Origin of the sequence: Desulfovibrio sp. 6_1_46AFAA (assembly GCF_000224635.1) — a bacterium.
Taxonomy (GTDB): domain Bacteria; phylum Desulfobacterota; class Desulfovibrionia; order Desulfovibrionales; family Desulfovibrionaceae; genus Desulfovibrio; species Desulfovibrio fairfieldensis.
On the sequence record NZ_JH114300.1, the window covers coordinates 446317 to 471646 of the forward strand.

27 protein-coding genes are annotated in these 25330 nt (G+C 58.6%); 17 read left to right on the forward strand and 10 right to left on the reverse strand.

Annotation, left to right across the window (positions count from 1 at the left end; translation table 11 throughout):
- Positions 1 to 78 precede the first annotated feature (78 nt).
- Entirely contained in the window at positions 79 to 393 is a 315-nt protein-coding gene (locus HMPREF1022_RS01770; protein ID WP_009301610.1) for a helix-turn-helix domain-containing protein, read from the reverse strand.
- The gene (locus HMPREF1022_RS01775; protein ID WP_009301611.1) at positions 386 to 760 is read right to left on the reverse strand and encodes a type II toxin-antitoxin system RelE/ParE family toxin; all 375 of its coding nucleotides are present in this window, start codon (positions 758 to 760) and stop codon (positions 386 to 388) included. Before HMPREF1022_RS01775 ends, HMPREF1022_RS01770 begins: the two co-directional genes overlap by 8 nt.
- A 428-nt stretch (positions 761 to 1188) precedes the next feature.
- Between HMPREF1022_RS01775 and HMPREF1022_RS16915 the strand changes: the two genes are divergently transcribed.
- The 5 genes from HMPREF1022_RS16915 (at position 1189) to traI (ending at position 3771) form a co-directional block, all read left to right on the forward strand.
- Entirely contained in the window at positions 1189 to 1416 is a 228-nt protein-coding gene (locus tag HMPREF1022_RS16915) for a helix-turn-helix transcriptional regulator (protein ID WP_009301612.1), read from the forward strand.
- Between the two features lie 54 nt (positions 1417 to 1470).
- A complete protein-coding gene (locus HMPREF1022_RS01780; protein WP_232221527.1) occupies positions 1471 to 2094 on the forward strand; it encodes a hypothetical protein in 624 nt (207 codons plus the stop codon).
- Positions 2091 to 2420: a TraK family protein gene (locus HMPREF1022_RS01785; protein WP_009301614.1), complete on the forward strand. Its 330-nt coding sequence runs from the start codon at positions 2091 to 2093 to the stop codon at positions 2418 to 2420. The genes HMPREF1022_RS01780 and HMPREF1022_RS01785 overlap by 4 nt, the downstream gene beginning before the upstream one ends.
- Positions 2421 to 2731: 311 nt before the next feature.
- A complete protein-coding gene (locus HMPREF1022_RS01790) occupies positions 2732 to 3049 on the forward strand; it encodes a plasmid mobilization protein (protein ID WP_009301615.1) in 318 nt (105 codons plus the stop codon).
- Positions 3046 to 3771 (forward strand): TraI/MobA(P) family conjugative relaxase, encoded by a 726-nt coding sequence (gene traI / locus HMPREF1022_RS01795; RefSeq protein ID WP_009301616.1) that lies wholly within the window; start codon positions 3046 to 3048, stop codon positions 3769 to 3771. Before HMPREF1022_RS01790 ends, traI begins: the two co-directional genes overlap by 4 nt.
- A 16-nt stretch (positions 3772 to 3787) precedes the next feature.
- Here the strand turns inward: traI and HMPREF1022_RS01800 are convergent, their stop codons facing one another.
- The gene (locus HMPREF1022_RS01800; protein ID WP_009301617.1) at positions 3788 to 4135 is read right to left on the reverse strand and encodes a hypothetical protein; all 348 of its coding nucleotides are present in this window, start codon (positions 4133 to 4135) and stop codon (positions 3788 to 3790) included.
- A gap of 398 nt (positions 4136 to 4533) precedes the next feature.
- Here HMPREF1022_RS01800 and HMPREF1022_RS19050 point away from each other — a divergent pair, with 398 nt between their 5' ends.
- A complete protein-coding gene (locus HMPREF1022_RS19050) occupies positions 4534 to 4668 on the forward strand; it encodes a hypothetical protein (RefSeq protein WP_269544134.1) in 135 nt (44 codons plus the stop codon).
- 230 nt (positions 4669 to 4898) lie between these two features.
- On the opposite strand, the gene HMPREF1022_RS01805 is transcribed toward HMPREF1022_RS19050, so the two are convergent.
- Positions 4899 to 5078 carry a hypothetical protein gene (locus HMPREF1022_RS01805; RefSeq protein WP_009301618.1) on the reverse strand — a complete coding sequence of 60 codons (180 nt, stop codon included), beginning with the start codon at positions 5076 to 5078 and terminating at the stop codon, positions 4899 to 4901.
- Between the two features lie 298 nt (positions 5079 to 5376).
- On the opposite strand from HMPREF1022_RS01805, the gene HMPREF1022_RS01810 reads away from it, so the two are divergent.
- Complete coding sequence (locus HMPREF1022_RS01810) at positions 5377 to 5817, forward strand: acyl-CoA thioesterase (RefSeq protein WP_009301619.1); 441 nt, start codon at positions 5377 to 5379, stop codon at positions 5815 to 5817.
- Positions 5818 to 5840: 23 nt separating this feature from the next.
- On the opposite strand, the gene pdxR is transcribed toward HMPREF1022_RS01810, so the two are convergent.
- Positions 5841 to 7265, reverse strand: a complete 1425-nt coding sequence (pdxR, locus tag HMPREF1022_RS01815; protein WP_009301620.1) for a MocR-like pyridoxine biosynthesis transcription factor PdxR — start codon at positions 7263 to 7265, stop codon at positions 5841 to 5843.
- A gap of 160 nt (positions 7266 to 7425) precedes the next feature.
- Between pdxR and HMPREF1022_RS01820 the strand changes: the two genes are divergently transcribed.
- Positions 7426 to 8373, forward strand: a complete 948-nt coding sequence (locus HMPREF1022_RS01820) for a DMT family transporter (RefSeq protein ID WP_008684041.1) — start codon at positions 7426 to 7428, stop codon at positions 8371 to 8373.
- 36 nt (positions 8374 to 8409) lie between these two features.
- Here HMPREF1022_RS01820 and HMPREF1022_RS01825 read toward each other — a convergent pair whose 3' ends face one another.
- Positions 8410 to 8790, reverse strand: a complete 381-nt coding sequence (locus HMPREF1022_RS01825) for a carboxymuconolactone decarboxylase family protein (RefSeq protein ID WP_009301622.1) — start codon at positions 8788 to 8790, stop codon at positions 8410 to 8412.
- Positions 8791 to 8895: 105 nt separating this feature from the next.
- On the opposite strand from HMPREF1022_RS01825, the gene HMPREF1022_RS01830 reads away from it, so the two are divergent.
- Positions 8896 to 9822, forward strand: a complete 927-nt coding sequence (locus HMPREF1022_RS01830; RefSeq protein ID WP_009301623.1) for a LysR family transcriptional regulator — start codon at positions 8896 to 8898, stop codon at positions 9820 to 9822.
- A 44-nt stretch (positions 9823 to 9866) separates the two neighbouring features.
- Here the strand turns inward: HMPREF1022_RS01830 and HMPREF1022_RS01835 are convergent, their stop codons facing one another.
- Positions 9867 to 10970, reverse strand: a complete 1104-nt coding sequence (locus HMPREF1022_RS01835; protein ID WP_009301624.1) for an FAD-binding protein — start codon at positions 10968 to 10970, stop codon at positions 9867 to 9869.
- A gap of 322 nt (positions 10971 to 11292) precedes the next feature.
- On the opposite strand from HMPREF1022_RS01835, the gene HMPREF1022_RS01840 reads away from it, so the two are divergent.
- From HMPREF1022_RS01840 to HMPREF1022_RS01850, 3 genes are all read left to right on the forward strand, one after another.
- Positions 11293 to 14355 (forward strand): bifunctional diguanylate cyclase/phosphodiesterase, encoded by a 3063-nt coding sequence (locus tag HMPREF1022_RS01840; RefSeq protein ID WP_009301625.1) that lies wholly within the window; start codon positions 11293 to 11295, stop codon positions 14353 to 14355.
- 169 nt (positions 14356 to 14524) lie between these two features.
- Complete coding sequence (gene rpmB, locus HMPREF1022_RS01845) at positions 14525 to 14734, forward strand: 50S ribosomal protein L28 (protein ID WP_009301626.1); 210 nt, start codon at positions 14525 to 14527, stop codon at positions 14732 to 14734.
- A gap of 58 nt (positions 14735 to 14792) precedes the next feature.
- The gene (locus tag HMPREF1022_RS01850) at positions 14793 to 15767 is read left to right on the forward strand and encodes a rhomboid family intramembrane serine protease (RefSeq protein WP_009301627.1); all 975 of its coding nucleotides are present in this window, start codon (positions 14793 to 14795) and stop codon (positions 15765 to 15767) included.
- A gap of 69 nt (positions 15768 to 15836) precedes the next feature.
- Here the strand turns inward: HMPREF1022_RS01850 and HMPREF1022_RS01855 are convergent, their stop codons facing one another.
- Positions 15837 to 17177, reverse strand: a complete 1341-nt coding sequence (locus HMPREF1022_RS01855; protein WP_008684049.1) for a UDP-glucose dehydrogenase family protein — start codon at positions 17175 to 17177, stop codon at positions 15837 to 15839.
- A gap of 151 nt (positions 17178 to 17328) precedes the next feature.
- Here HMPREF1022_RS01855 and HMPREF1022_RS01860 point away from each other — a divergent pair, with 151 nt between their 5' ends.
- The 4 genes from HMPREF1022_RS01860 to HMPREF1022_RS01875 are packed head-to-tail and all read left to right on the forward strand — an operon-like array spanning position 17329 to position 21087.
- Entirely contained in the window at positions 17329 to 17700 is a 372-nt protein-coding gene (locus HMPREF1022_RS01860) for a holo-[acyl-carrier-protein] synthase (RefSeq protein WP_009301628.1), read from the forward strand.
- Complete coding sequence (locus HMPREF1022_RS01865) at positions 17700 to 19331, forward strand: bifunctional ADP-dependent NAD(P)H-hydrate dehydratase/NAD(P)H-hydrate epimerase (protein WP_009301629.1); 1632 nt, start codon at positions 17700 to 17702, stop codon at positions 19329 to 19331. The genes HMPREF1022_RS01860 and HMPREF1022_RS01865 overlap by 1 nt, the downstream gene beginning before the upstream one ends.
- Positions 19319 to 19801 (forward strand): tRNA (adenosine(37)-N6)-threonylcarbamoyltransferase complex ATPase subunit type 1 TsaE, encoded by a 483-nt coding sequence (gene tsaE / locus HMPREF1022_RS01870; RefSeq protein WP_008684053.1) that lies wholly within the window; start codon positions 19319 to 19321, stop codon positions 19799 to 19801. Before HMPREF1022_RS01865 ends, tsaE begins: the two co-directional genes overlap by 13 nt.
- A gap of 59 nt (positions 19802 to 19860) precedes the next feature.
- Positions 19861 to 21087, forward strand: coding sequence for an aspartate kinase (locus HMPREF1022_RS01875; RefSeq protein ID WP_035060242.1), 1227 nt, complete (start codon positions 19861 to 19863; stop codon positions 21085 to 21087).
- Positions 21088 to 21293: 206 nt separating this feature from the next.
- On the opposite strand, the gene HMPREF1022_RS01880 is transcribed toward HMPREF1022_RS01875, so the two are convergent.
- Positions 21294 to 21956 carry an HAD-IA family hydrolase gene (locus HMPREF1022_RS01880; protein ID WP_008684059.1) on the reverse strand — a complete coding sequence of 221 codons (663 nt, stop codon included), beginning with the start codon at positions 21954 to 21956 and terminating at the stop codon, positions 21294 to 21296.
- A 211-nt stretch (positions 21957 to 22167) separates the two neighbouring features.
- On the opposite strand from HMPREF1022_RS01880, the gene HMPREF1022_RS01885 reads away from it, so the two are divergent.
- Positions 22168 to 23355, forward strand: coding sequence for a hypothetical protein (locus tag HMPREF1022_RS01885; RefSeq protein WP_009301631.1), 1188 nt, complete (start codon positions 22168 to 22170; stop codon positions 23353 to 23355).
- 70 nt (positions 23356 to 23425) lie between these two features.
- Here the strand turns inward: HMPREF1022_RS01885 and HMPREF1022_RS01890 are convergent, their stop codons facing one another.
- The gene (locus HMPREF1022_RS01890; protein WP_009301632.1) at positions 23426 to 25330 is read right to left on the reverse strand and encodes a methyl-accepting chemotaxis protein; all 1905 of its coding nucleotides are present in this window, start codon (positions 25328 to 25330) and stop codon (positions 23426 to 23428) included.

The following is a 25330-nucleotide window of genomic DNA, read 5'->3' on the forward strand; positions in this document are numbered from 1 at the left end:
GCCCATACCGAAGAATAAAACAACACCGCCAAAACCGTATACAGGTTTTGGCGGTGCTCACACATATAATATATAAAATCACAACAGGGCTTCCAGGCCCTTTCTGTCTAGAATTTCCAGCAGCTTGCAGGAAGGCCCGCCGGGGTTCTTTGTTCCGGCCTCCCATGCGCGTACAGTAGCGGCGCTGGTATTGATGATAACGGCAAGCACCGCCTGACTGACATTCAGGCGGGAACGCAGTTCTTTTACTTTGGCCCCATCGTATTTTGGCGTCTTGTACGCCCGGTACAGGGCTTCATATTCACGCATACGCCGCTTGTCGATGAGGCCCGCCGCAAACAAACCTTCGGCAGTTTCCTGCATTTCTTCGATAATTCTACTGTGCTCAGTCATGGCGTATCTCCTCCAGTTCCCTTCGCTCAATGCCGGAAAGAATGCTCTCTTCCGGGCACTGGAGAAGGTCTTGGGCGATGTTCTGTAAGTAGGCAAGTTCGGCTGGAGTGATGTTTTCCCTGTCGTTCTTTTCAAAGCCAAACAAAAATATCCACCGGTTTTCCCATTGCGTGGCAATGAGCGTCCGGGCGCTCCCGCTTTTTCCTCGTCCGGGCAGGGCCACCCGCTTTTTGTAGACGTTGCCGCCCAAGTCCGCGTCCACAAGCCCCCGCTCCATCTCGTCAATGGCTTTAAGCAACGCGGCGTCTGTCAAAAGCGTTTTGCGCAGCCAGCGGGAGAATGTGCGCGTTTTCAAGATAAGCTTCATGGGCAACCTTCCTACCTATTTCTATACTACCTAGTAGCACAATCGTCAAGAGTGCTTGCCGGAATAGCAGGCCCGCCGGGGCGTCACGTTCCTTGCAGCCGCGACATTTCCCTTACGGTGTCGCTCGCAAGGAACGCGCCGCCCCTGGCAATGCCCGTTTAAAATAATTTTTCAATACACTACGGACTATATTGGACGTATTCGGACAACACTATTCTTGCTCTACGAAGCAAAACTCATTGTACAGAAATATTGGCTATGGACAAAAGATAACTATCATGCTGTAATTCTCACACACATTAACCCCTGAAAGCCTCGCGCTTCAACTTAGCAAGCCTCGCGCTTCATACTGAGCAAGCCTTTGAGCTTCTTTCACTTACGGTGTCTAGGAAGTTCTTTTTTTGTTCATTATCAGCACGAGGTTTTTTATGTCCCAGAACAATTCTTCTATCCCCGCTTACGGTTTTCTCCGTCTCCCGCAAATACTCGCCATTTTTCCCATCAGCAAAAGTTCGTGGTGGGAAGGCTGCCATACAGGACGCTATCCTAAGCCGGTCAAGCTTGCCGCGCGCACTACGGTATGGCGGGCGGAAGACATAGCCGCCCTGGTGGATTCTCTCAGTCGGCAAAACGACACTCCCGCCCAGACTCGTTAGGCCACAGACATGCGCTGGATAAAGCATCCCGCCTCTTTCTGTCGCTCGGCAGCCATGACCGATGTTCGGGAACAGTGCGGCCCGGCGGGCTATGGGGCGGCATGGCTGATTCTGGAGCGCATAGCCGAAGCGAGGAGCGGCAAAAACGCGCCGGAATTGCGAATTTCCGTCAAGGAATGGTCAAAATCCTGCGGACTTTCGGTGAAAAAGCTGCAAGATTTGCTGGAAATTCTGAAAAGCCACGAAATAGTTTTTTCAGAATATGCCGACGGCAAGCTGTGCCTGAATGCGCCTATTCTTCTGGAATTACAGGATGAATGGACAGACCGCACACGCAAAAACTCGGGAGTGGCTCCCGAGCCGCTCGAGAGCCACTCGGGAATACAACAGAACAGAATAGATAAAGAAAAAAACAAGAACAGACAGTTCACCCCGGCGCTCGGGGCTGTGCTCTGCCGTCACGGCATAAGCCCCGAATCCGGGCGGGGTGCGCGTATCTTCCGCCATGTGTCGGCCAGAGCGCCGGACAATCCCCCCGCCTATCTGGAGCGCATTCTGCAAAACAATCCGCAGTTTGACCCGACAGAAACAACCGAAAACAGCGAAAGCCCCCAGAGCGCGGGAAACATCCTGCGCTGCATGGGATTTTCGCAACCCATTGAGAGGAAAGAGCCATGAATACGCCCACAATCACCCCCGGAACCCCAGGAGCGGCCCGCGTGGAATACATCGCCTGCCGTGAGGATGTGGAGGCCATGCTTGCCAAGGGCTACAGCGCCCGCATGGCCTTTGAAGCAATGAAGGAACAAGGCCGGATGACATGCAGCTATTCCGCCTTTTGCGACTATGTGCGCGGCGGCGGCAAGCGCAAGCATTCCAAGAGCAAGAAACCCCTGCCGAGCGGTTTGCCCCAGGCGGGGAACCGGCCCGGATTCATCGTGCCCAAAACGGACGCACAACGGAGCTTTGGCATCAATCCCGTTGACCCCTCAAAGCTGTTTTAGCGGAAATGCGAGCACTCGATACAGTATGAGCATATTGCCCACGATTGACGCTTTTATTACCGGTTATTGCCATTTATTGCTACGAATTGAGATTTTATTACCGGACTGACCATTATATGAAAACATATGAAAATAACGCCCACCATGGGCAAGATGCGTCAAAAGTCTCTTTTTGCGGCAATATCTGGCAATAAATAGCAATGACCTCTGGAGGCAGGACAGACAAGGTACATGTACCTTGCATCCTGCCCTCCGGGGGCAAAAGGGCGCTTATTCGCCCTGCTTGCTCAACGCCAAAACCGGGAGACAGCATGCCCTCGAAAAAACCACGCCTGACCGTCTACCTCACCGAGGAAGAATTGCGCGGCATCGAAGCCAGTGCCGCCAGAGCGGGCATATCCCTCTCCACCTTCGCCAAGCTGGTTTGCACCGGCCTGCCCGTGCCCACGCTGGAACACAAGCAGGCTGTGCAAGAGATCATCAAGGCCCGCGCCGACCTTGGCAGGTTGGGCGGCCTGCTCAAACAGGCCATTGCGGCGGACGGCGACAAATTCACCTTGCAGCGCCTCTTGCGGGAGGTGGACGCCGGAATGCGTGAACTCCGCGCCGCCGCCCTGAAAATACGATGATAAGCAAGCACGTTGCCTATGACTCCGGGCACGACGATTACCGCGCCCTGGCTCGCTACATTGCCGATGCCGGGCACGATGGGGAAAAGTGCCTTGCCCATTGGTGCGCCGGGTGCGCCGCCGAGGACGATTACGAACTTGCCATTGTGGAGGCCCAGGCCGTGCAAGCCCAGAACACCCGCAGCGGCAAGGAAAAAACCTATCATCTGCTTATATCTTTTCGCCCGGAGGACGAGACCGCGCTCACGCCGGAAGTTTTCAAGGCCATTGAGGCACGTTTTGCCGCCGCCCTTGGCTTTGCCGAGCATCAGCGCCATTGCGGAATCCACAAGAATACCAACAACATTCACATGCACATAGCGTACAACATGATTCACGCCGAACGGCACACCCGGCATGAGCCGTTCAGGGATTATGCCGCACGGGACAAACTGTGCCGGGAGCTGGAGCGCGAATACGGACTGCATGTGGATAATGGCCGGGAACAGCGCCGAGAAAACGCTCTGAGCCAGAAAGCCGCCGCCATTGAGGCCCAGACCGGGCAGGAATCGTTTGAAAGCTACGCCAAGCGTTCAGCCCGTGAAGCCGCCGCCGCGTTGCACGAGGCCCGGAACTGGCAGGAGTTGCACGAGGGCTTGCGGGCTTTCGGCCTTGGCATCAAGCCCCACGGCAACGGCCTTGTGCTCTTCAACCTGCACGGCAAAGAGGCGGCCTTTCTCTAACAAATTTAGGAGCCGCCTAAGAGGTTACCCCGATAGTCCTCCTACAAACTAATTCCCAATCCACAATCGTGGAACAAGCAAGACTCAGCCTGTCCAAGGGTTTTTGGAGGTTTTGCGCAAGCAGAAAATAAGTATAATCTTCATCGTTATTGTTTTCCGCATAGCCCCGCATTAGCTCTATCATCAAATAAAATTCATTGTAGATTTCCCGCAAAGCGTGGGCGAATCTATCCGTTTCGTATTCTTCCAATAATTCCTGTTCTTCCTCAACGCTTCTTATCGGGATGTAATATTCCCGGTACTGGTCGCCGTCTCTGGGATTGCCTGGGCCGGATGGGGAAGAAAGGGAGATGGGTTCAGACATGAAAAACTCCTAGATTTAGTTTTCGGCATTAGAAATGAGAAATGCCGGGACTCAACTACGTTCTAGGAACGCTGCTCTTATTCCCCTTGCAGGTATTGTATTAGGAGCTATCGACCCGGCAATAGTATGCTGATGGCGACAAGTCGCACAAAAGAAAACCCAGCATAAAACGCCGGGCAGTGTGCACGATAAAAACTAGCCGTACACCCGCTGCCTAGAAGTAGTAAGAAAAGTCTATGCGGGAAGATTGGAAAAAGTCAAGCTGCACGCCGTTAAAATAAAAAAGGCACCGTAAGTTGGCGCCCTGCAAATTTTCATATAAAAAAACAATGCGTTATCCATTTTTTCATTATTCCCATAAGGTTACAGAGTGTTACCTGGCTCAAAGGAATTCCAGCATGAAAAAATTCATAGCGATTTTTGTAATGGCCTTTTTGGGCTTTGTGGGTGCGTCCGGAATGGCGCTTTCCGCACCGACTGAGCCCCTTGTTCCCGAAAGAGGCGAAGCACAAGTCGCAGCCGCCCCGGCATGAACCGGCCCCGAACAAGCCCGCCCAGCAACGCCGCGCCCGGACAAAAAGTCTCATCTTGATATAAAACCGCAACCGGAAAAGCGGTCGTACCAGAAGCCGGATCATCCGAACATGCGTCCTCCGGAACCGCGTGACTAGAAATTCCAACGAATAATGAAGAGCCCCCGGTTCCGGTGGAACCGGGGGCTTGCGCAGATAAGGACGATCCTCCAGCGCTCCGACCTTCTTGATTATTCCTTCTCATTCTTTGGGAATACGGTGGAAAAAACCTGGCATGCATCGGCTACCGCGTCTTTGGGGGACAGCTCACGGTCCAGCGCCAGCATCAGGCAGGCTGAATGGGCCAGGGCAAGACGAGTTTCACGGTCGAAGGCAGCTACCAAGGTTTCGCATTCCGCTTCCATCAACATAAACACCCTCCTTTGAATAATATCATCAGATGGGTCTGGTGGTTTCAATATAGCAAAACATAGACAGATTGCTATAGAAAAATAGTATTCCCCGGTATTTCTTTTTTGCTCTATCCAACCGGGAACCTTCTATTTATAACGGCGATTCTGCCGGATCAGGAGGTACGGAATGATCCTGTAAAAATGCCCTGATGAAAGCAGGTGACAGGACCGTTGAAGTAGTGAGGATCTTATGAAATACTGAAAGGATACGAGAGCGGCCGTTCGTTTTCGTCCCCTATGGACCAGGGAGAAAGTAATGCGCATATTTACACAAGAAATTATAGTCGAAGTTCAGGATATCGACATTCAGAAGCGTGTGAGCAATCTGTGCTATGTGCAGTGGATGCAGGATTTGGCAATACAGCACTCCACTTCCGTGGGCTGGAGCATGGAGCGCTACGAGGCCGTGGGTCAGAGCTGGGTGGTCAGGCAGCACACCATTACCTACAAGCGCCCGGCGTTTCTGGGCGAAGTCATCACGGCGGCCACCTGGGTTTCTGCATTCGCGCCACGGCAGAGCCTGCGCCGCTATCTGTTCTGGCGCGGCGCGGACAAGACGCTGCTTGCCGAGGCGGAAACCAACTGGGTCTATATCGACCTTAAAAGCGGCAGGCCGATCCGACTGCCCGACGAGCTGCGCGCAGCGTTTGAAACAGTTGAAGACAACAGCGAGGTTTTGAGGCTGTTGCGGAAATAGGGATTGCAAACGCGGTCGCGTCTCTAACGGGCGGCAAGCCCCTCCTTGAGCAACTCCACGCCCCTGTCCAGCTCTTCCTCGCTCAAGTGCGCATAGCCCAGGATAAGTTCGTGCCCGTGCGCGCCGTCCCGGCAGAGGGAATATGCCTCAACCGGCACGACCGAGACGCCGCGCTGATGAAGCCGGGCCAGAAGCTCCTTTGTAAAAACAACACCCGGAAAAGCCGCCACCAGATGCAGGCCCGCAGCCTGTCCCCTGACCTCGAAGCGATCGCCGAAGTGCCGCGCCAGGCTTTGCAGCAGGCGCGCCCGTTTGCGCTGATACAGCTTTCGCATTTTCCAGATATGCCGTTCCAGACCGCCCCCGCTGATGAAAGCGGCCAGCGCATGTTGCGACAGGGCGTCTGTGTGCACGTCCGTGTATAGCTTTTCCCGCCTCCAGGGCTCTTGCAGAGTTTCCGGCACGATGGCGAAGCCCAGGCGCATGGCCGGTGCGAGTATTTTGCTGAATGAACCCAGATAGACCACTGTCTCAGGAGCGAGTTCATACAAAGAACTGAGGGGAGCGCCTTCATAGCGGAATTCGCTGTCGTAATCGTCCTCCACAATGCGGCATCCAAACTCTTGGGCAAAACTGATCAGGGCCTGGCGGCGTTGCACCGGCAGCACACCGCCCAAGGGATATTGGTGTGATGGCGTCACATAGGCAAAGGCGATGCGTGCCGCTTTTTGCCGACTGAATGTCTCCAGGGCGGAAGTATCCATGCCGCGCTCATCGGCCCGCAGCCCCTCCACGGCGTATCCGGCCCTGGCGACGACCTCCAGCAGTCCCGTGTGGACGGGATCTTCCACCAGCACCGTGTCGCCATCCCCGCGCAGGAGCCCGGCCACAATCCGTAAACCCTGCGTGGAGCCGGAAGTGATCATCACCCGTTCCGGCGGCACGCGGATGCCGCGCACCCTGAAAAGATAGGCCGCAATGGCTTCACGCAACTCCCATACGCCGCCGGGACTGCTGTAGCGAAAGGCGCGGCCGGGCAGACTCTCACAAATGCCCCGGTACAGTCTGCCCCACTCCTTTTGAGGAAAGTTCTCCAGGGCCGGAATGCCTGAACGGAAATTGATGCAGCCTGTTTCAATAACGTGGGCTTGCGGCCGTCTTTGCGCCGGGAGGGGGACGGCGGTTCCCGGCTTCAGCATGACGGCGGCTATGCCGTGGGCAACGCGGGTTCCGGAGCCGTGGCGCGCTTCCAGATAGCCTTCGGCAAGCAACTGCTCGTATGCCTCAAGTACGGTGTGCCGCGCTATTCCCAGGTCTTTGCCCAGGGTGCGGCTGGAGGGCAGTTTTTCTTCCGCTTTCAGATCGCCGCGCAGAATCAGGGCCTTTATCTGCTCGTAAACCTGCCTGCTCAACGGCACGCCGATGCCAGTTTGCAGCTCCAGCCACATAATCAACCACCTCAAGTGGTATGGTCAAAGTTCTTTGAAAGTGGATCTTTTTTATCCACTTTGTCCACACTACAGTGGCTCCCGGAAAGAGGCAAGGCGGCTCTGGCAAGGATGCCGGAGCCTTCCCTCGGATTTTTTAGCATCACATCCGGGCTGGACAATGAAAAACAAGCGAATAAAGGCGTATCTTTTTCTCGCAACGGCTATGAGCATTGCGGGAAGCGCCGTAGTGGCCGGAAAATGCATGGTCGCGTCGATGCCGGTCTTTCTCGCCGCGGAGCTGGGCATCTTCGTCAGCCTGCTGATCCTGCTGCCTTTGGCCTTCCGGCAGCGGCGCGGTCCATGGAAAACAGACGGCAAAACCCATCTTGCGCTTCTGTTGCAGGCCCTGTTCGGGATCGTTCTGTACCGTGCATTCATCTTCCGGGGGCTGCGCCACACCACAGCGGCGGCGGGCGGGCTCATCAGCAGCGCGGCCCCGGCGCTCATCGCGCTTCTGGCCTTTGTGCTGCTGCGCGAAAGAATATCCGGAAAGCGCGTGATCGGGGCCATCAGCGTGTCCATCGGCATTCTGGCCGTCAATCTCCATCCTTTTTTGAATGACGCCTCACAGGCGGCCGATGCCATTCTGGGGAACTGTCTGATTCTGGCCGCCGTTCTCTGCGAATCCGGCTTTTCAGTCATGAGCAGGGCAAAATGCGGGCAGCTGACGGCGCTGCGCAGAACCGCGCTGATTTCCCTGTACGCCTTCCTCTGCCTGCTGCCCTGCGCCGTGTATGAGGCCAGAGAATATGATTTTGCGGCCATGCCGTTTTCCACGGCTCTCTGCATCGGCTATTACGGAATTTTCGTGTCCTTTCTGTCCTATGTGTTCTGGTTTAAAGGTATTGCCGTTGTTCCGGCGGGAATTGCCGCTTCGTTCACCGGCCTGGTTCCGCTCACCGGCGTGTTGCTTTCGTGGGCGGTGCTGCATGAGAGTATCAGCGGAGCCTACTGGTTTGGTCTGTTGTTTGTGCTGCTGGGGATCGGGCTCGCATGCCTGCCGGACAAGAGGCGCCCCGCAGGCGCGCCGGACGGGAGCGATGCACACGCTTCCGGCGGCGGGTGAGCGCCGCGAAGCGTTCACCCGTCCGGATTGCTTTGCTCAGGCCTCAGCGTGAACCGCAAAAACCTCCCTGGCGGCGAACAGGCCGTTCAGAGCCGCCGGGAATCCGGCGTATACGGCCATCTGCATGATGACTTCCACAATCTCTTCCCGCGTGCAGCCCACATGCAGCGCGGCGGCGATATGCACCTTGAGCTGTGGACTTGCGTTGCCCAAGGCGGTCAGGGCGGCGACCACCGCGATTTCCCTGCTCTTCAGATCGAGTCCGGGACGGGCGTAGATGTCTCCAAACGGAAATTCAATGAGGTAGCGGGCAAAGTCGGGCGCGATATCCCGCAGGCTTTCCAGCACGACTTCGCCGCCCTTGCCGTCCACTTGACGCAGAATGTTCAGACCGGTCGCGTAACGTTCGGAATGCATGTCTTTCTCCTTTTTCCCCGTTATAGGAGGCTGTCCAGGCTTTTCATCGTGCGTTGTTTGCGATACCTTTCAGGTATGACAAATATTCCGCCCAATGCATCAGACATGCACGCACTGCGCTGTTTTGCCGTCGCGGCCGAGGAAAGCAATCTGCACCGGGCGGCGCAACGGCTGCTGATCTCCCAGCCTCCCTTGAGCCGCTTGATCAAAAAGCTGGAAGAGCGCCTGGGGCTGACGCTCTTTGTCCGGCATACCAAGGGGCTGACCCTGACAAAGGACGGCGCGCGGGTGCTGGAGATCATCCGGCCGCTTTTGCGCCTGCAGGAAAAAACCTTCGCGCGGTTGGCGGATCTGGCGCAGCCCGTGGGAAACATTATTGCTCTGGGTCTGACCACCGCTTTTGAACAGGGAGTTTTTTCCGGCATGGAAGCGCATCTGCGCGGCCGGTACGGCGAACGGCTGCGCGTGACGCGGGAAACCTCGCCCCGTCTGGCGCGGGCCGTGCGCAGGGGCGGGCTGGACGCGGCGCTGGTGGCTCTGCCTTTGGAAGCCCCCGGCCTCGCCCTCCGGCCTTTGCCGTATGCCGAACCGCTGCAGGCGGTTCTGCCCGAAAGCTGGCCCGAAGCCCGGCATGGCAGCCCGCCTCTCAGGGCGTTGAGCGGCAAGTCTTTGTTCTGGTTCCGCCGGGAGAGCAATCCGGCCTTTTTTGATCATATGCGGGGCGTGTTCGCGCATGTGGGCTTTGCCCCCACCTATCTGGAAGAACCGGCGGAATATGATGTTCTGCTGGCGCGCATTGCTTCCGGCGAGGGCCTGGGACTGCTGCCGGTTTCCTTTGCGGCCATCCAGCGGAAAGGCCTTGTCTTTGCTCCGTTGGCGGAAGCCGCGCTGCTGCGGGTTCAGCTTGGTCTGGCTGTGCTGCCGGGCAGGGAAGAGCTTGCGGACGAGCTTACTCGGGAGCTGAGCGCGGTGAATTGGCCGCATCAGCGAGCCGGAGCTGATTCGCTGTGCCCTCCACTTTCAACCCTGTGACGCTCTTCCCATCGTAAGCACCTGCTGAACCGCTCCTTTCCGGATCAGGACTCTAGGCAGCGCAGATGCCTCAGCCCGGAGCGCATGACCAGGCGGCGCAGAAAGGGGCGGTAAAGCACCTGCCGCTTAAGGCATTTCCCCCAGAGTTCCAGGCGCAACGGCCGCAAAAGATGGTCCTGCCAGCGGCAGACATTCTTGAAATACGCGTCGGATGACCTGCCCTCCCCAGCCAGCCGCAGACTGCGGTATAACAGCATGGCCGTGCGAAAGGCGTAACTGAAGCCCTCGGCGGAGCTGGGGCTGATGTAGCCGCCCGCCTCGCCGAGCAGGCAGGCCGTGCCGTCCGGCAGCACGCCGGAGGCGGGCGGACCGTCAGGTCGGAGAATCAGGGTGCTTTCACGGCTGAGCGGGTCTCGCAGATCATAGCCGAAGGGCCTGATCTTTTCCTTGAAACGCAGAAATGTCTTCCCCGCGCCGGTTGTTGCCGGAATGGCCGCGCCGAGAAGATATTCCTGTCCCTTGGGCAGGCCCCAGGCGTAATAATCCGTGATTTCCGGATCGAAAAAAGCCGCGAAATGGGGCTTGCGCGATTCAAGGGCAAAGCGCTCCTGAATGGAGATATAGCATGTCGGGCGCAGCTGGGGAAACAGCTTTCGCCGCACCACGGAATTGGCTCCGTCAGCGCCCACGATGAAGCGACAACACAGGTGCGTGCCGTCTTCGCAGAGCACGCCGTATCCGTCCCTTTCCCGGTGCAGCTTTTTTACCATGACAGAGGAAAATTTCCGCACGCTGTCGCCTACAGAGGCAAACAACCAGCGGTCAAAGGCTTCGCGATCCAGATTCAGATAAAAGCGTTGGTAGTTTCTTTCCAGGCCGCTGGGCAGATCCAGAGTGCGTACCGCGAAAAGCTGCGGTGTTACCAGAAGGCGCGACGGCAGGGCCATGTCCATGCGGGCCAGGGCCTTTTGGGCAGCCGGTGCCATGAGGCCGCCGCAGCTCTTGATTCGCCCGGTTCCGGTGTAAGCGCTGTCCAAAGCTCTGGCGTCCAGCAGAGCGATGCGCAGACCCGGCAGCCCGGCGGCGAGACGGGCCAGACAAGAGCCCGCCGGTCCCGCGCCGACGATAATGATGTCAAAATCCTTCACAGTCGGCCCCCTTGGCAGTTGCAGCAGATTGGAATGCGACCTCCTACCCCGAAGCGGGGCGCAGGTAAATCCCTTGCTGTAATCAACGCGGGGGCTGGCTGGGACAATCTGCAAAGCCGCCACTAGCCAGTGCCATAATTGATCTTATACCTACCCTTGGGGTTGCAGCACGATTCTCCACGAGAAAATTTTTTCGTTTTTCCTTCTTCTTTGTCACTATCGTGACGGTGAGAATCTCCGAGTAACTCCGGACTTTTTACTTGACGAAAGAGAGTCGGGCCCGGAGAATGATTTTTTACTAAATAGCATCAAAGGGACAGAAATGGACCATATGCGCAACGATGCCGCGCTGTTCGGCTTTATTGATGCCCTAACCGGTCGATTGGATTATGAAAAATCCCTGACCGCCCTTCTGCCGTCACTGGTCGAAGTTCTACGCACATATTTGCCGCTCAACGCCTTGATTGTTCTGCGCCGGGACAAAGACGACCTCCACCTCAGCCCGGTTGCCTGGAGTGTCTTGCCCGATCTGTCAGAAGAAAAGCTCTGCCGGGCATTCAGCGGGCAGGAAATTTTTGAATGCTTGTGCGGCCTGCAAGGTCAGCCTGAGGCCACGGCGGATGCGCTGCGTGACTGCCTGCCCAATTCTCTTCAAAAAAATTTTCAGGGCATGGCATTGCCGTTGCGGGATCAGGACAGGCAGGCGCCGGGCTTTGTGCTTTTCAGCCGCGCGCCGGATGACCAACCTTGGGATGCCGAACAGCGCCGTTATATGGAATTGTTCGCCATGCTGCTGGGGCTTTTCACCGCCGGCCAGACCTACTGCTCCCATCAGACCTTCCATAACCGTATTTTCAATGCCGCCATGGACCGGGTAAAGGTCTGCATTTACATCACGGATCCCCAGACGGACCGCATCCTCTATATGAACCAGTTCATGAAGGATATCTTCCAGCTTGAGAAGCCCGAAGGTGAAATCTGCTGGCAGGTTTTGCAGAACGACAAATCGCAGCGTTGCGAATTCTGCCCCGTGAATCATCTGAGCGCTCATCTTGACGATCACTCCGTATACCGCTGGGAAGAACATAATATACGGACGGGCCGTTTTTTTGAAAATTACGACAGCCTGATGCGCTGGAGCGACGGTTCACTCGTGCACTTGCAGCAATCCATCGATATCACCGACAGCAAACGCCTGCGGCGCGAGGCCTCCCGCGACGATCTCACGGGCCTGCTGAATCGCCGGGCCGGTCTTGAGAGGCTGGCCCAGGCTATCGACGAAGCCAGAGCTGGAGACGCCTCGCTTATCGTGGCCCTTCTTGACGTCAATGACCTTAAAAATATCAATGACACCCTCGGGCACATGGTCGGCGATGCGGCCATCAACCTCGTGGCGCGGGAAATTGAAGCCGGTCTGTCCGGGGTCGATTTCTGTTTCCGCCTGAGCGGCGACGAGTTCGTGGTCGTTTTTCATGAACTGGACCGCCACACGGCGGCCTCCAGCCTCAAAAATGTGCTTCATAATCTGGAAACGAGAAGAGCCGCGCTGCACCTGGAATACGAATTGAGTTTCTGCTTCGGCTGTTTTGAGGTACGCCCGGACATGCAGCTGGCCTTGACGGCTATTCTCTCCAAGGCCGATGAAAGCATGTATGAGCAGAAAAAACAGGCTCATATCAAACTGGCCGCCCGGCGGCTGCGCGAAGCATGCCCCGTCGCCATCGAGGACAGCCTGAGCTGCGGCGCCGCCCAGCTTTACGACGCCCTCTCCCGCAGTACGGACGCCTATGTCTATGTCTCCAAAGTGCCGTCGGGCGTCTTCCGCTATTCCAAAGCCATGGTCAATGATTTCGGCCTGCCGGGCGAAGTTGTGCCCAATGCCGCCGCGGTCTGGGGCGAGCGGGTCCATCCCGACGACAGGGCCGCCTTTCTTGAATCCAACCAGATCATCGCCGACGGCCGGTCCGACACGCACTGCGTGGAATACCGGGTCAAAAACCGCGACGGGCAATGGGTCTGGGTACGCTGCCGAGGGTATCTGGAACGGGATGAAAACGGTGATCCGGCGCTTTTTGCCGGTTTCATCACCAATCTGGGCCAGAAAAACAAAATCGACCATATTACCGGCCTGCACAACAAGATAAAATTTGAAGAAGACGTCACAGAGGCGATACATAACCGCCCGTCCGCGCCTCTGCGCCTCATGCTGCTGGGCGTGGACAACTTCACGCACATTAATGACCTGCACAACCGGATGTTCGGCGACGAGGTGTTGCGGATCATTGCCCAGAAACTCCAGGTCATGCTGCCTGAAACCGCCTCGCTTTATCGCCTGGACGGGGATGTGTTCGCCGTCGTCCTCTACGAGGATTCGGACGACGCGCAGAAGCTCTACGACGCCGTGGCCGAAAGTTTTCGCTATCAGCAGGAATATGACGGCAAAAAATACTTCTGCCCGCTTTCCGCCGGTTATGTCCGCTACCCTGAAGACGCCTCGATCCATGAAGAATTGTTGCAGGCCGCCTTATGCGCTCTTGCCAGCTCCAAACGAAACGGGCGCAACCGGATCACTTTTTTCAACAAGCAACTCGGCAGGGACCAGAAGCGCGCTCTGGACCTTACGGAGCTGTTGCGTGAGAGCATCGAATGTCAGTTTGAAGGCTTTGAGCTTTTCTATCAACCGCAGGTTACGGCGATCGGAGGCCGCCTGGTGGGCGCCGAGGCCCTGGCGCGCTGGAACTGCAAAAAATACGGTGCGGTCTCCCCTGCCGAATTTATTCCGCTCATGGAGCACAGCGGCCTGATCGTGCCTTTCGGCCAGTGGGTCTTCAAGGAGGCCCTGCGCCAGTGCAAGGAATGGACGCAATGGCGGCCGGATTTCGTGATCAGCGTCAACCTTTCCTACTTGCAGGCCGTTTCCAGCGATATGCTGCCCTTCATCAAAACTACCCTGGAAAAGACCGGCCTCAATGCCGCCAATGTGGTAGTGGAATTCACCGAAAGCTGCATGATCCGCGAAAATGCGGTCCTGCAGGAGATTTTCAGAAAAATCCGTAGCCTGGGCATCCGCATCGCCATGGATGATTTCGGCACCGGCTATTCCTCGCTGAGCATGCTGAAGACCTCCCCGGCCGATACCGTTAAAATTGACCGCGCTTTTGTGCGTGATATCCTCAACAGCCGCTTTGACGCCACATTCATCCGCTTTGTCGTGGCACTCTGCCACGATCTGGACATCAAGGTCTGTCTGGAAGGCGTGGAACGGGAAGAAGAACTGCAACTGGTGCGTCCCATGAAGTTGGACTATATACAGGGCTACTTTTTCGGGCGGCCCATGCCCGCCACGGTTTTTCAGAACCGTTTCCTGAACGGCGGGGCGGCATAGTTGCGGGCTTGCTTTTCTTTTTAGGAAAAGTCTTGCCTTTTTCCGCCCCATGCGCTACAGAATCGTTTCGCGCGGTCATGCCCGCTAATGAATGCTGTTGTCGTCACAGCGCCGGGCCACGGTTTTGCCGCATTGAAGTGAACTGTTTTTTGCATATACGGAGGATTGTATGAGCAAGGAATGCGATTTCTGCGGCAAAAAGCCCCAGGTCGGCAATCTCGTGAGCCATTCCAATATCAAGACCAAACGCCGCTTCAACCCTAATTTGCAGCGCGTGCGTCATCAGTTCCCGGACGGCAGCGTGCGTACCCTGACCGTTTGTACCCGTTGCCTGCGTTCGGGTGCCGTGACCAAGCCCGCGGCGCGCAAGCAGGGTTAGTTTTTTTTAGGCTGTCGCAATAGGCCCCGTCAGTCCGCTGTCGGGGCTTTTTTTATCAATGCCCGCATACTCCCCTTCCCCACTCCGTCTTCATGCCCGAAGCCGTTGGGCCGTCCGGCGCAGGCCGGGCAGCCTGCCGTCCTTCTGGCGCAACATTACCGGCCCTACCGGCCTGGCCGACTATACCCAGCGGCGCGATTGGCGACTTGTGCTCAGCGCCTGCAGCATACCGCATGTGCTGAGCGTGTTTCAGGGACGGGAATACATCTATGTGCCGCCTCTGCTGGAACAGGCGGCGCTCAGGGAAGTGACGGATTTCGATGCCGAGCGCGGGGGGTCTGCCTCTGCTCTGCCCCCTTTGCCCGTGCATCCCTATGGCGGCCTAACGGCCTTTTTCCTTTTGCCGCTGATCCTCTGGCACGGCCTGCGTATGGGCTGGTGGCCCGCACCGGATTTTCTGCCGCCGCCGCAAACCTGGTTCAGTGTCGGCGTGCTGGACAACGTGCTGGTGCGTGTTTACGGGCAATTCTACCGCCTGGCCACGGCTCTGACCCTGCACGCCGACCTGCGCCATCTCTGGGGCAATGTGGCCTTCGGCGCGCTTTTTCTGGCCCTGCTGGCGCGCCTTACCAGTGTGGGCCGGGCCGTCTGGCTGACAATGCTGGGCGGCATCCTGGGCAACGCTCTGACCGTGCTCCTGCGACCCCGGGCCGTCGTGAGCCTGGGCTTTTCCACGGCCCTGTTTGCGTCGGTGGGCGCTCTGGCCGGTCTGATGGCCAGCCGCGAAGCGCAACGACGCAAGGCTGTCCTGCCCATTGCGGCGGGCGCGGCCCTGCTGGCCATGCTGGGAACGGAAGGTGAAAATACCGATTACGCGGCCCATGTGGCAGGCTTGGTCTGCGGGTTGGCTTTGGGCCTGGCTGAAGGCTGGCGTTTACGGCGCGGTTGGCCCGCACTGCCGCAGATTCCGGCTGGCCTGTTGGCCCTTGCGCTGCCCGTACTGGCCTGGTGGTGGGCTTTCAGCACCATGTAAGGAGATATGAAACGAGCAGCGGCCGGGACTTCACAGCCCCGGCCGCTCACGTTCTGATCGAATAAGGGGCTACACAGCCGCCGTGGGGCGGCCGATGCAAAAATAGGCAAAGCCGCGCTCGGCCATGGCCGAGGGAGAATAGAGGTTGCGTCCGTCAAACAGCAGGGGCGCGGTCAGCAGGGATTTGACGCGGTCAAAATCCGGATTGCGGAACTGGTTCCACTCCGTCACCACCAGCAGGGCCTGGGCATCCCGGCAAACGCCGTACTGGTCGTCCAGAATCTCCACCAGGGCATTATCCTTGAAAATACGGCGCGCGTTATCCGCGGCCACAGGGTCGAAAGCGCGGATCTTCATGCCCGCGGCGGTCAGCGCGTTCACAATGCTGATGGAGGCCGCCTCGCGCATGTCATCGGTATTGGCCTTGAAAGCCAGTCCCCAGAGCGCCAGGGTTTTGCCTTTGACGCCGCCCTGGGGCGCGAAATAGTCCTGAATGCGTTCGGCCATATGCTTTTTCTGCCGGGCGTTGACCGCTTCCACGGCATTGAGCAGCATGGGCTCCACCCCGGCGCTTTCCGCCGTCTGGATCAGGGCTTTGACGTCCTTGGGGAAGCAGGAGCCGCCGTAGCCCACGCCCGGATAGATGAACTGGTAACCGATGCGCGAGTCAGAGCCGATGCCCGTGCGCACGTCGCGCACGTCGGCTCCCACCTTTTCGCAGATCGTGGCGATTTCATTGATAAAGGAAATCTTGGTCGCCAGCATGCAGTTGGCGGCGTATTTGGTCATTTCCGCGCTGCGCACGCGCATCACGATGAGCTTTTCGCGGGTACGGGCAAAGGGAGCGTACAATTCGCGCATAATGGAAGCAGCCCGCTCGGAATCCGTGCCCAGAACCACGCGGTCCGGTTTCATGAAGTCCGAAATGGCGTCGCCTTCCTTGAGGAATTCCGGATTGGACACCACGTCCACCCGCAGGTCCAGGCCGCGCGATGCCAGTTCTTTCTCGATAATGCCGCGCACCATGTCGGCGGTGCCCACGGGCACGGTGGATTTGTCCACCACCACCAGTTCCTTTTGCATATGACGGCCGATTTCAGCGGCTACCTGGCGCACGTAACTCAGATCGCAGGAGCCGTCCGGCTGCGGCGGCGTGCCTACGCAGATAAAGGCGCAGTCCGCGTCGGCAATGCCCTGTTCAAGGCTGGTGGTGAAGGACAACCGGCCGTCGGCGCGGCTGCGCTGCACCATGGGCTCAAGGCCGGGTTCAAAAATATGCACGGAACCGGCATTGAGTTTTTCCACCACGGCGGGGTTCACGTCCACGCAGGTCACGGTATTGCCCATTTCCGCAAAGCAGGCGGCGCTGACCAGTCCCACATAGCCTGTACCGACAATGCACAATTTCATGGTATGCTGTTCTCCCTGTGTTCTCCGGCCTTGCGCCACGCTTGACGTCCCGGCCTTGAACGGGTCAGAATAGTGTTCTTGAATATCATAGTATATGTTAATTTTTTTCAGCGGGCAACCGTCGGGTAAGCAGACTGCCGGGGGTAGAGTCATGATCGTCGGACTGGGCATCGATATTGCCGAAATGGCGCGCCTTGCCAAGGTGTACGACAAATTCGGACGCCGCTTTCTGGAAAAAATTCTTACCCCGGCGGAGCTGGCTGCCCTGCCCGCTCAGGCCCTGCCCTACATCGCCGGGCGCTTTGCGGCCAAAGAAGCGGCGGTCAAGGCTCTGGGCACGGGCTTCAGCCAGGACATCGGCCCCCGGCAGATTGAAACGGGTCGCACTGCGCTCGGGGAACCCCTGCTCCGCTTTCTGGATCAGGCCCTTGAGCGGGCCCAAAGCCTGGGCGTCCGGCACTGTCGTCTCTCTATCAGTCATGAGCGCAGCGTGGCGGTGGCCGTCGTCATTCTGGAGGCATAATGCGCAGTCTTCGCGAATTTCCGAACGCTCTGCCCCCCTTGCCGTTTCCCGAGGAAATGCGGGCCTGGGACGCGGCGGCGATACGGCTGGGCCTGCCGGAAGTCATGCTGATGGAAAATGCGGCCCGGGCGGCCTTTGACGTGCTGCGCGCCTATTGCCCGAAACTTGCCGGGCAGACGGTCTGGCTGTTCATGGGCAGCGGCAACAACGGCGGCGACGCCGCCTGCCTGGCCCGCCATCTGTTGGATGCCGGAGCGCGGCCGCTGGTACTGCACGCCAAGGCCCTGGGCGCTTACAAAGGCGTTACCGCCAAACACATCCGTATAGCCAGGGCCGCCGGGGTGCCGTTCTCTTCGCTGGGCCGCCACGATTGGCACGACCGGCATGAGGCTCCGGCCATCATGGTGGACGGCCTACTGGGCACCGGCTTCAGCGGTGAGTTGAGGCCCGCCCTGCGGGAGGTTATTGAACGCATCAACCGGCTTGCGCCCTCCTGCTTTGTGCTGGCCCTGGATATTCCCTCCGGGCTTAACGGCGTGAGCGGGCGGCCTTCGCCCCTAGCGGTCCAGGCCACGGCCACGGTCAGCTTCGCGGCGGCCAAGCCCGGTTTGGTTCTGCCTTGGGCGCGTCCCTGGACCGGCCGCCTGCATGTCCGCGCTATCGGCATTCCGGCTGTGGTGCGCGCCACGAGCCCCTGCAGCGCATATCTCCTGGACGGGCATTGCCTGAACGCCCTGCCCGCGCTGCCGGAAAACAGCTATAAAAACAGTTTCGGCCATGTGCTGGTGCTGGGCGGAGCGCCGGGACTCAGCGGCGCGGCTCACCTGGCTGCGCGGGCCGCCTTGCGCGCGGGTGCCGGTCTGGTGACGGCGGCGGCCCCTGCCGCATCGCTGCCGGAGATCAAAAGCGGCTGGCCGGAAATCATGGCTCTGGCCTTGACCGAACCCGGCGAGCGCCAATGGCCCGGCACGCTGTCCGAAGAGTTCAGGGAACTCTGCGCGCGTTGTACGGCCCTGGTCGTGGGCCCCGGCATGGGGCGCGGTGAGGATGCCGCCCGCTTCCTGGCCGCCCTGCTGGATATGCCCCGGCGTCCGCCCACGGTTTTCGACGCCGACGCCCTGATACTGCTGGGCCGCCGCCCGGATTTGCTGGAACGGATAACAAGCCGTGACATCCTGACGCCGCATCCCGGCGAGGCCGCCGCCCTGCTGGCGTGCGACACGGCCGTTGTCCAGGCCGACAGACCGGTCGCTCTAAGCACTCTTCGCACTCGTTGCGCGGGAGTTATAGTTCTGAAGGGCGCGGGCACTCTCGTCGGCCAAGCTGACGCGCCTCTGCTGATCAGCCCCTACGATGTGCCCCAGCTGGCTATGGGCGGCTCGGGCGATGTACTGGCGGGTTGCTTAGGCGGACTGCTGGCACTCGGCGACGCCTCGGCCCGGCCCAGTCTGTGTACGGCGGGTCTGGGCGTGGCCTTGCATGCTTTGGCGGGACGGGCCTGCGCCGCCTTCTGGCCGGAACGCGGCAACAGGGCCTCTGAACTGGCCGACACCCTGCCTCGGGTGCGGGCGCGTTTCGCGCACGGCAATCCGGGCCAGGCAGAACGGGAGGTGCTGCCGTGGCCGGAATAAGACTGGACAATCTTGAAGAGACGCGCCGTCTGGGGCGCTGGCTGGCCGATCATCTGCCGGGCTCCGGCGTGCGGGCGCTGCTGCTGCGCGGTCCGCTGGGCAGCGGCAAAACCACTCTGACCAGCGCGCTGGTCCAGGCTTTGCCCGGCGGCGACAAAGCGGAAACAGCCAGCCCTTCCTTCACACTCTGTAATCACTACCCCACCACACCGGCAGTACTGCACTGCGATCTGTACCGCAGTATCGGCGGCCTGCCCGATGAAATTCTGGACGGTCTGGAAGATCCCGCCGTCCTGACCGTGGTGGAATGGGCCGAATACCTTTCTCCGGCGGATCTGCCGGAAGAAATTCTGGACATCTCGCTGAAGGCATGCGAAAAAAGTCGCCTGTTGACGCTGCAAGCCTACGGTTCCAGCGCTGCGAAGCTTTTGTGCGACCTGTGCGCGCAGTGGCCGGAGGGCGACGGATGAGTCCCGATGTGCAGGGAACGTCTGCACACTGTAACAAATCGTGGACAATGGATACAGGCATGAAAATTCTCGTACAGAAATTCGGCGGCACTTCCGTGGCTACTCTGGAGTGCATGAAACAGGTGCGTGAAAAGGTGCAGGACGGCCTCAAGCGCGGCAGCAAGGTCGTCGCCGTGCTTTCGGCGCGCTCCGGGGACACCAATAAACTGCTGGCCCTGGCCGATGAGTGGTCGCCCGCGCCGGACAAGGCGGAATGCGATGTGCTGGTTTCCACCGGCGAGCAGGTTTCCATCAGCCTTTTCACCATGCTGCTCAAAGATGCCGGAATCCGCGCCCGTTCATTGCTGGGCGGGCAGATTCCCGTCACCACGGACGACGATTTCGGCCGTGCGCGCATTCTCGCCATTGACAGCAAGACCCTGCGCAACTACCTCGACCAGTACGATGTGCTGGTGGTGGCCGGTTTCCAGGGCTGCACCCAGGACGGGCGCATTACCACCCTCGGCCGCGGCGGTTCGGACACCTCGGCCGTGGCTCTGGCAGCCTCTCTGGATTCGGCGGAATGTGAAATCTATACGGATGTGGACGGCGTTTACACCACGGACCCCAACATCTGCTCCACTGCCCGCAAAATGGACCGCGTGGCCTATGAGGAAATGCTGGAAATGGCCAGTATGGGGGCCAAGGTTCTGCATATCCGTTCCGTGGAATTTGCCAAGAAATACAAAGTCCCTGTACGCGTGCGTTCCACATTCAGTGATGATCCCGGCACTCTTGTCACCCAGGAGGACTCCAGCATGGAAGCTGTACTTGTTTCCGGCATTGCCTATGACAAAGACCAGGCCCGCGTGACCCTGCGCGATCTTCCCGACGTGCCGGGAATGGCTGCGGCGGTATTCGGCCCGCTCTCTGAAAAAGGCGTTCTGGTGGATATGATCGTCCAGAATACCAGCCAAGACGGCCATACCGACATGACCTTCACCATCTCCCGCAAGGACCTGCCGCAGACCCTGGAGCTGATGACCGAAGTGGCCCGGAAGACCGGAGCCTCAGAAGTGCTGCACGACGTGAGCGTGGCCAAGGTTTCGGCCATCGGCGTGGGCATGCGCAATCATTCCGGTGTGGCGGCGCGGGCTTTCGCGGCCCTGACCCAGGAAGGCATCAATATCCTGATGATCAGCACCTCGGAAATCAAGATTACCATCCTTATCCAGGAAAAATACGTTGAATTGGCCGTGCGTATTCTGCACGACACCTTCGGGCTGGACTGGGACATCGGCTGTTAACCTTTTAGAGCGTTTTGATGTTGAAAATGTCTCAACGCTCTGTGCGGATTTTCCGTGAAAATCCGCACCGCGAAATTATCGCAAGGCCAATTTACTCCGCCGTTAAGCGATAATTTCAAGCGCAAATTGCTCTAACCCCGCGAACGTAAAAATGATGCGTCCCGCTGTCTATAGACAGCGGGACGCTTTTTCATTCTGTTTCCGGCTCAGGCTCCCGGCGCATCGGCCAGCAGTAACTTTTCCAGATCGTCCACGCTGGCGCACAGATACTCCGCACGGGCTTCCGTCAGTTCCTCGCGCGGGCCGTAGCCATATAAAACGCCCGCGCAGGCCATGCCCACGTTATGCGCGCCGCGCACGTCGTATTTGCGATCCCCGACCATCAGGCAGGGATTCATGTCCTCAATACCCAACTGTGTACAGGCATAGCGCAGAACTTCCGTTTTGTTGTTGCGCGGGCCGTGCAGTTCAGCCCCGGCCACAAAGGAGAAAAAGCCGTCGATCCGGAAATGCTCCAGAACCCGCCTGGCAAAGGGTTCCGGCTTCGAGGTGGCGACGCAGAGTCGGCGGCCCAGAGCCTGAAGCCCGCGCAAAAGGTCCGTAATGCCGTCATAAAGGCTATTTTCAAAAATCCCCTTGACGCTGTAGTATTCGCGATATTTTTGGATAGCCAGATCCACGCGCGCTGTGTCATTGTCGAAAAAAGGCGCAAAGGAATCGTGTAGCGGCGGTCCGATAAAGGGGATCAGCTGTTCCGGCGGCACATGAATATGAAAAAAATCCAAAGCATGCTCCACGGAACGGATGATGCCGGGCTTGGAATCCGTCAGCGTGCCGTCCAGATCAAAAAAAATATCTGTGTACGTCATGAAAAGCCTTGTCATGGATAAAAGATAAAAAAACAGCTTTGCTAATGTGCTAAATAGACATCCAAGGCGCCTCCGTCAATGCGATAGCCTTGAGCGGCGTGCGCTCACCGCGTGGACAAAACCGTGCCCCGAGGCTATCTTTCGCAAAAAGTCGGTCTGCAAACGGTGCGTGGCAATATCGTTCGTTTATGGTGTTGAGGCAGGAGGAAATATGAATCGGCGCGCTTTTTTATGGATGACCCTGGGCACCCTGGCGGGCGCTGGCTGCGTATCCCGTACGCAATCCGGGGTCGGCACGACAGACTCCGGCCTGCCGCCCACTGATGCCGGTGCGGCGTACAGTCCGAATTCTTCCTCTGAAGCCAAGGAGATTTTTAAGGAATTCACGGACGCGACCTGGGATGCGCCTTCCCCCCTACCGGAAGATGTGGCGGAAGATACGGAAGAAAGCCGTTGGCTGAGCAATGCCGCTACGGAAGTATCCGGAGACAGTGCCGCCCAACCACCCGCCGCGCCGGAAACGGGCACAGTACCCGCCCACGGCGCTCAAAAGGGCAGATTGGCAGCCAAGCCTGCTGAGAAAACCGCCCCTGCCGCCCCCAAACAGTCTGCTGGACGCGCGGACGCGGCATCCGGCCGGAAAGCGCCCATCCCAAAAGAGAACAAGCCCGCTGTTCCTTCGGTCGCTTCACGTGCCCGCGTGGGCGACGTCCGCAGTGCGGTGAACGGCGTCATCACGATCCACCCCGGCGAAGTGCTCCAATTTGAAGCCCAGGGCTACTGCCTTGATCCGGACCGCCCGGCCCCATCAGAAGGCGAACCCATGCGTTTTGTGCCCATGGCCGGCCTGATCAACTTCCGTTTGCGCCGCCTCTTTTATAAAGTGCTGCACATGGCTGGCAGGCAACATGCGGATTATGCCGCCGATTTTCAGAATGTGGTCTGGGCCATCCGTACGGCGGACGCCAAACAAAATTCCTGGGGCGATGAATTGGGCAGCGCTGAAAAGCGCCTGCTCAATGCGGCCATGCCCGGCGGCGCTGCTCTGCTGCGGCAGGTGCGCCGCACGGCCACCGGCAGGACCGAAGGCGGCCGGGGGCTCGCTCCGCTGGTGCCGGGGGTGAATTTTTCCGCCGACAGCCGGGTGCATCTGGAGCAGCTTTTCCGCCAGACGCCTCCGGGAGCCATACCGCACAGCGATGCCCAATTTTCCATGCTTTCGGCCGGGGTCGCCGGGCGGGCGGAAAATCTCGGAAGGCTGCGCGTGCGCTGGCAAATAGCCAACAGCTCAAATAAAGACTTCGCCTTTGACGCCGCCCAGTGGGCGCTGGACCCGCAACGGAAAGTTCAGCGAGAAGCCCTGCCTCCGCCCTCCCAAGGCGTAGTGGTCAAGGCCTGAACATGTTGCCGCCTGTCCCATGCGGCAAGCCGTTTTTCGTGAACTGCAGCATGGGACAGGCATCGCCGGATCAGCGGCTCGCTTCTTCACTAAGCGGGGGGCAGGCCTCCGCGTTCATCTTGATCTGCTCCGTGGAAAGGGTCAGAGGCTGCACCCATTGCAGGCCGCAATACTGGTCATCCTTCCAGACAAGGATGGCCTGCTCATGCAAATGCCAAGGCGACTGCTCCACTACGATCTCCACCTGTTCATCCTGTTTTACCCGCAAGGGGTCCAGATGCTGCACGCAAATGCCGGTAGTGCTGATGTTGACCACAAAAAGGCGCACCTTCCGTCCCTGACATTGGAGATGGCCTTCCGTGGGGCTTTCCAGTGAAATGCGCTCGGCCCGGCGTTTTTCATCGCGCATGGAATCAATAATACGCCTGAGCTGCTGGGAAAGATCGCCCAACTTGCGCACCTCTTGCGCGCTCTGGGCCATGTTGGATGCGGATTCCCGCGCGCCCGCGTTCAGGCTCTGCATCCGCTCCCGGATGCTGTCGGTAACGAAACTCTGTGTTTCGGCGGCGGACGCGATGGAATGGATTTCAACAGCCGTCTTGCGGGCCACTTCCAGAATGCGGTTGAGGATTTCACCAAACTTGCTGATGAATTCCTCCGATTCCGTGGAAAGCTCCACCGCCTGACCCGTGGCCTGTGAACTTGTCTGCGCGCTGGACTGGATGGCCTTGATGGCCCGCGCCACGTCCCCGGTGGCCTGCATGGTTTTTTCCGCCAGTTTGCGCACCTCATCGGCCACCACGGCAAAACCCCGACCGGCCTCTCCGGCCCGCGCCGCTTCAATGGCCGCGTTCAGTGCTAATAAGTTGGTCTGGTCCGCAATGTCCTCAATGAGTGTGATCACACGGCTGACGTTGAAGGCGTGTTCGTTCAACTGTTCCATGGTGCTCGCCAGCGTGTTGGTTTGCGCCGTAAGCCGTCGAATGCCCTCAATGGCCTGTTCCACCATAACCGCACCGCGCTCCGCTTCCTCCTCCGAAGCCTGTGCGTTGTGCGTGGCGTCCGCCGCCCGCTCAGCGATATGAGTCATGGCGGCGCTCATCTCCTCCACCTCGCTGACGGTCCGGGTGGAGGCTTCATCCTGCTCGCGCGCTATGCCTGAAGTGGTGGCAAGCTGGGCAATGACGGTATCGAAAAGCGAGGATTGGCGTTGGGCGATATCCTGCGCATCATGGGCGGAGTCGGCGATGGTGTCGTGCAGCGCCGCGATTCGCTGGCGGTTGTTATATTCTTCCGTAATGTCAAAAACCATGTCGATAAAACCGATATGCTCGCCCAGGCGGTTGTTCAAAGGCACCACCATGGCTTTGAGCGTCCCCATGCCGGGCTGGTGAAAAACCACATCCTTAATGCCGCGTAGATAACATTCCAAAGCGCAGTGCTCGGTGTTGCAGACGGCCGCTCCCCAGGTGGAGCACTGTTTGCCCAGCAGATCCGTGCAGAGCATGCCGAACTGCTTTTCGGCCGCTGTGTTCACAAAAGTGAAATTGCGGTTACTGTCCAACGTCGCCAGAGGATTGGGCAGAGAGTTGAGGATATCCCTGTATTGTGAGGACTGATCCAGTACGATGTCGAGTGCCTGATTCAGATCTTTGGCCATGTCCCCCAGCTCGCTATCGGCCATCTCCTGCCAGCGGGCTTCAAAATTTCCAGAGGCCAGCGTCCGGGCAAAAGTTTTGCCGCGCTGGATGGGTCTGCCGATATCCATGCCCACCCAAAATCCCATGAGCAGCACACAAACGCAAAATACAGCGGCCCAACCCCAGAGCCAAAACACGTTGTCGGCCTGGGATGTGGACTGTCCCGGCATTTGCTGCAAGCCGGACATGGCTATGCAGACCAGCGTGACGATAAACGCAACGCAAACCGCATTACAAGCCAGAAGCTTGTAATGAACCCGTAATGACCTCCACAT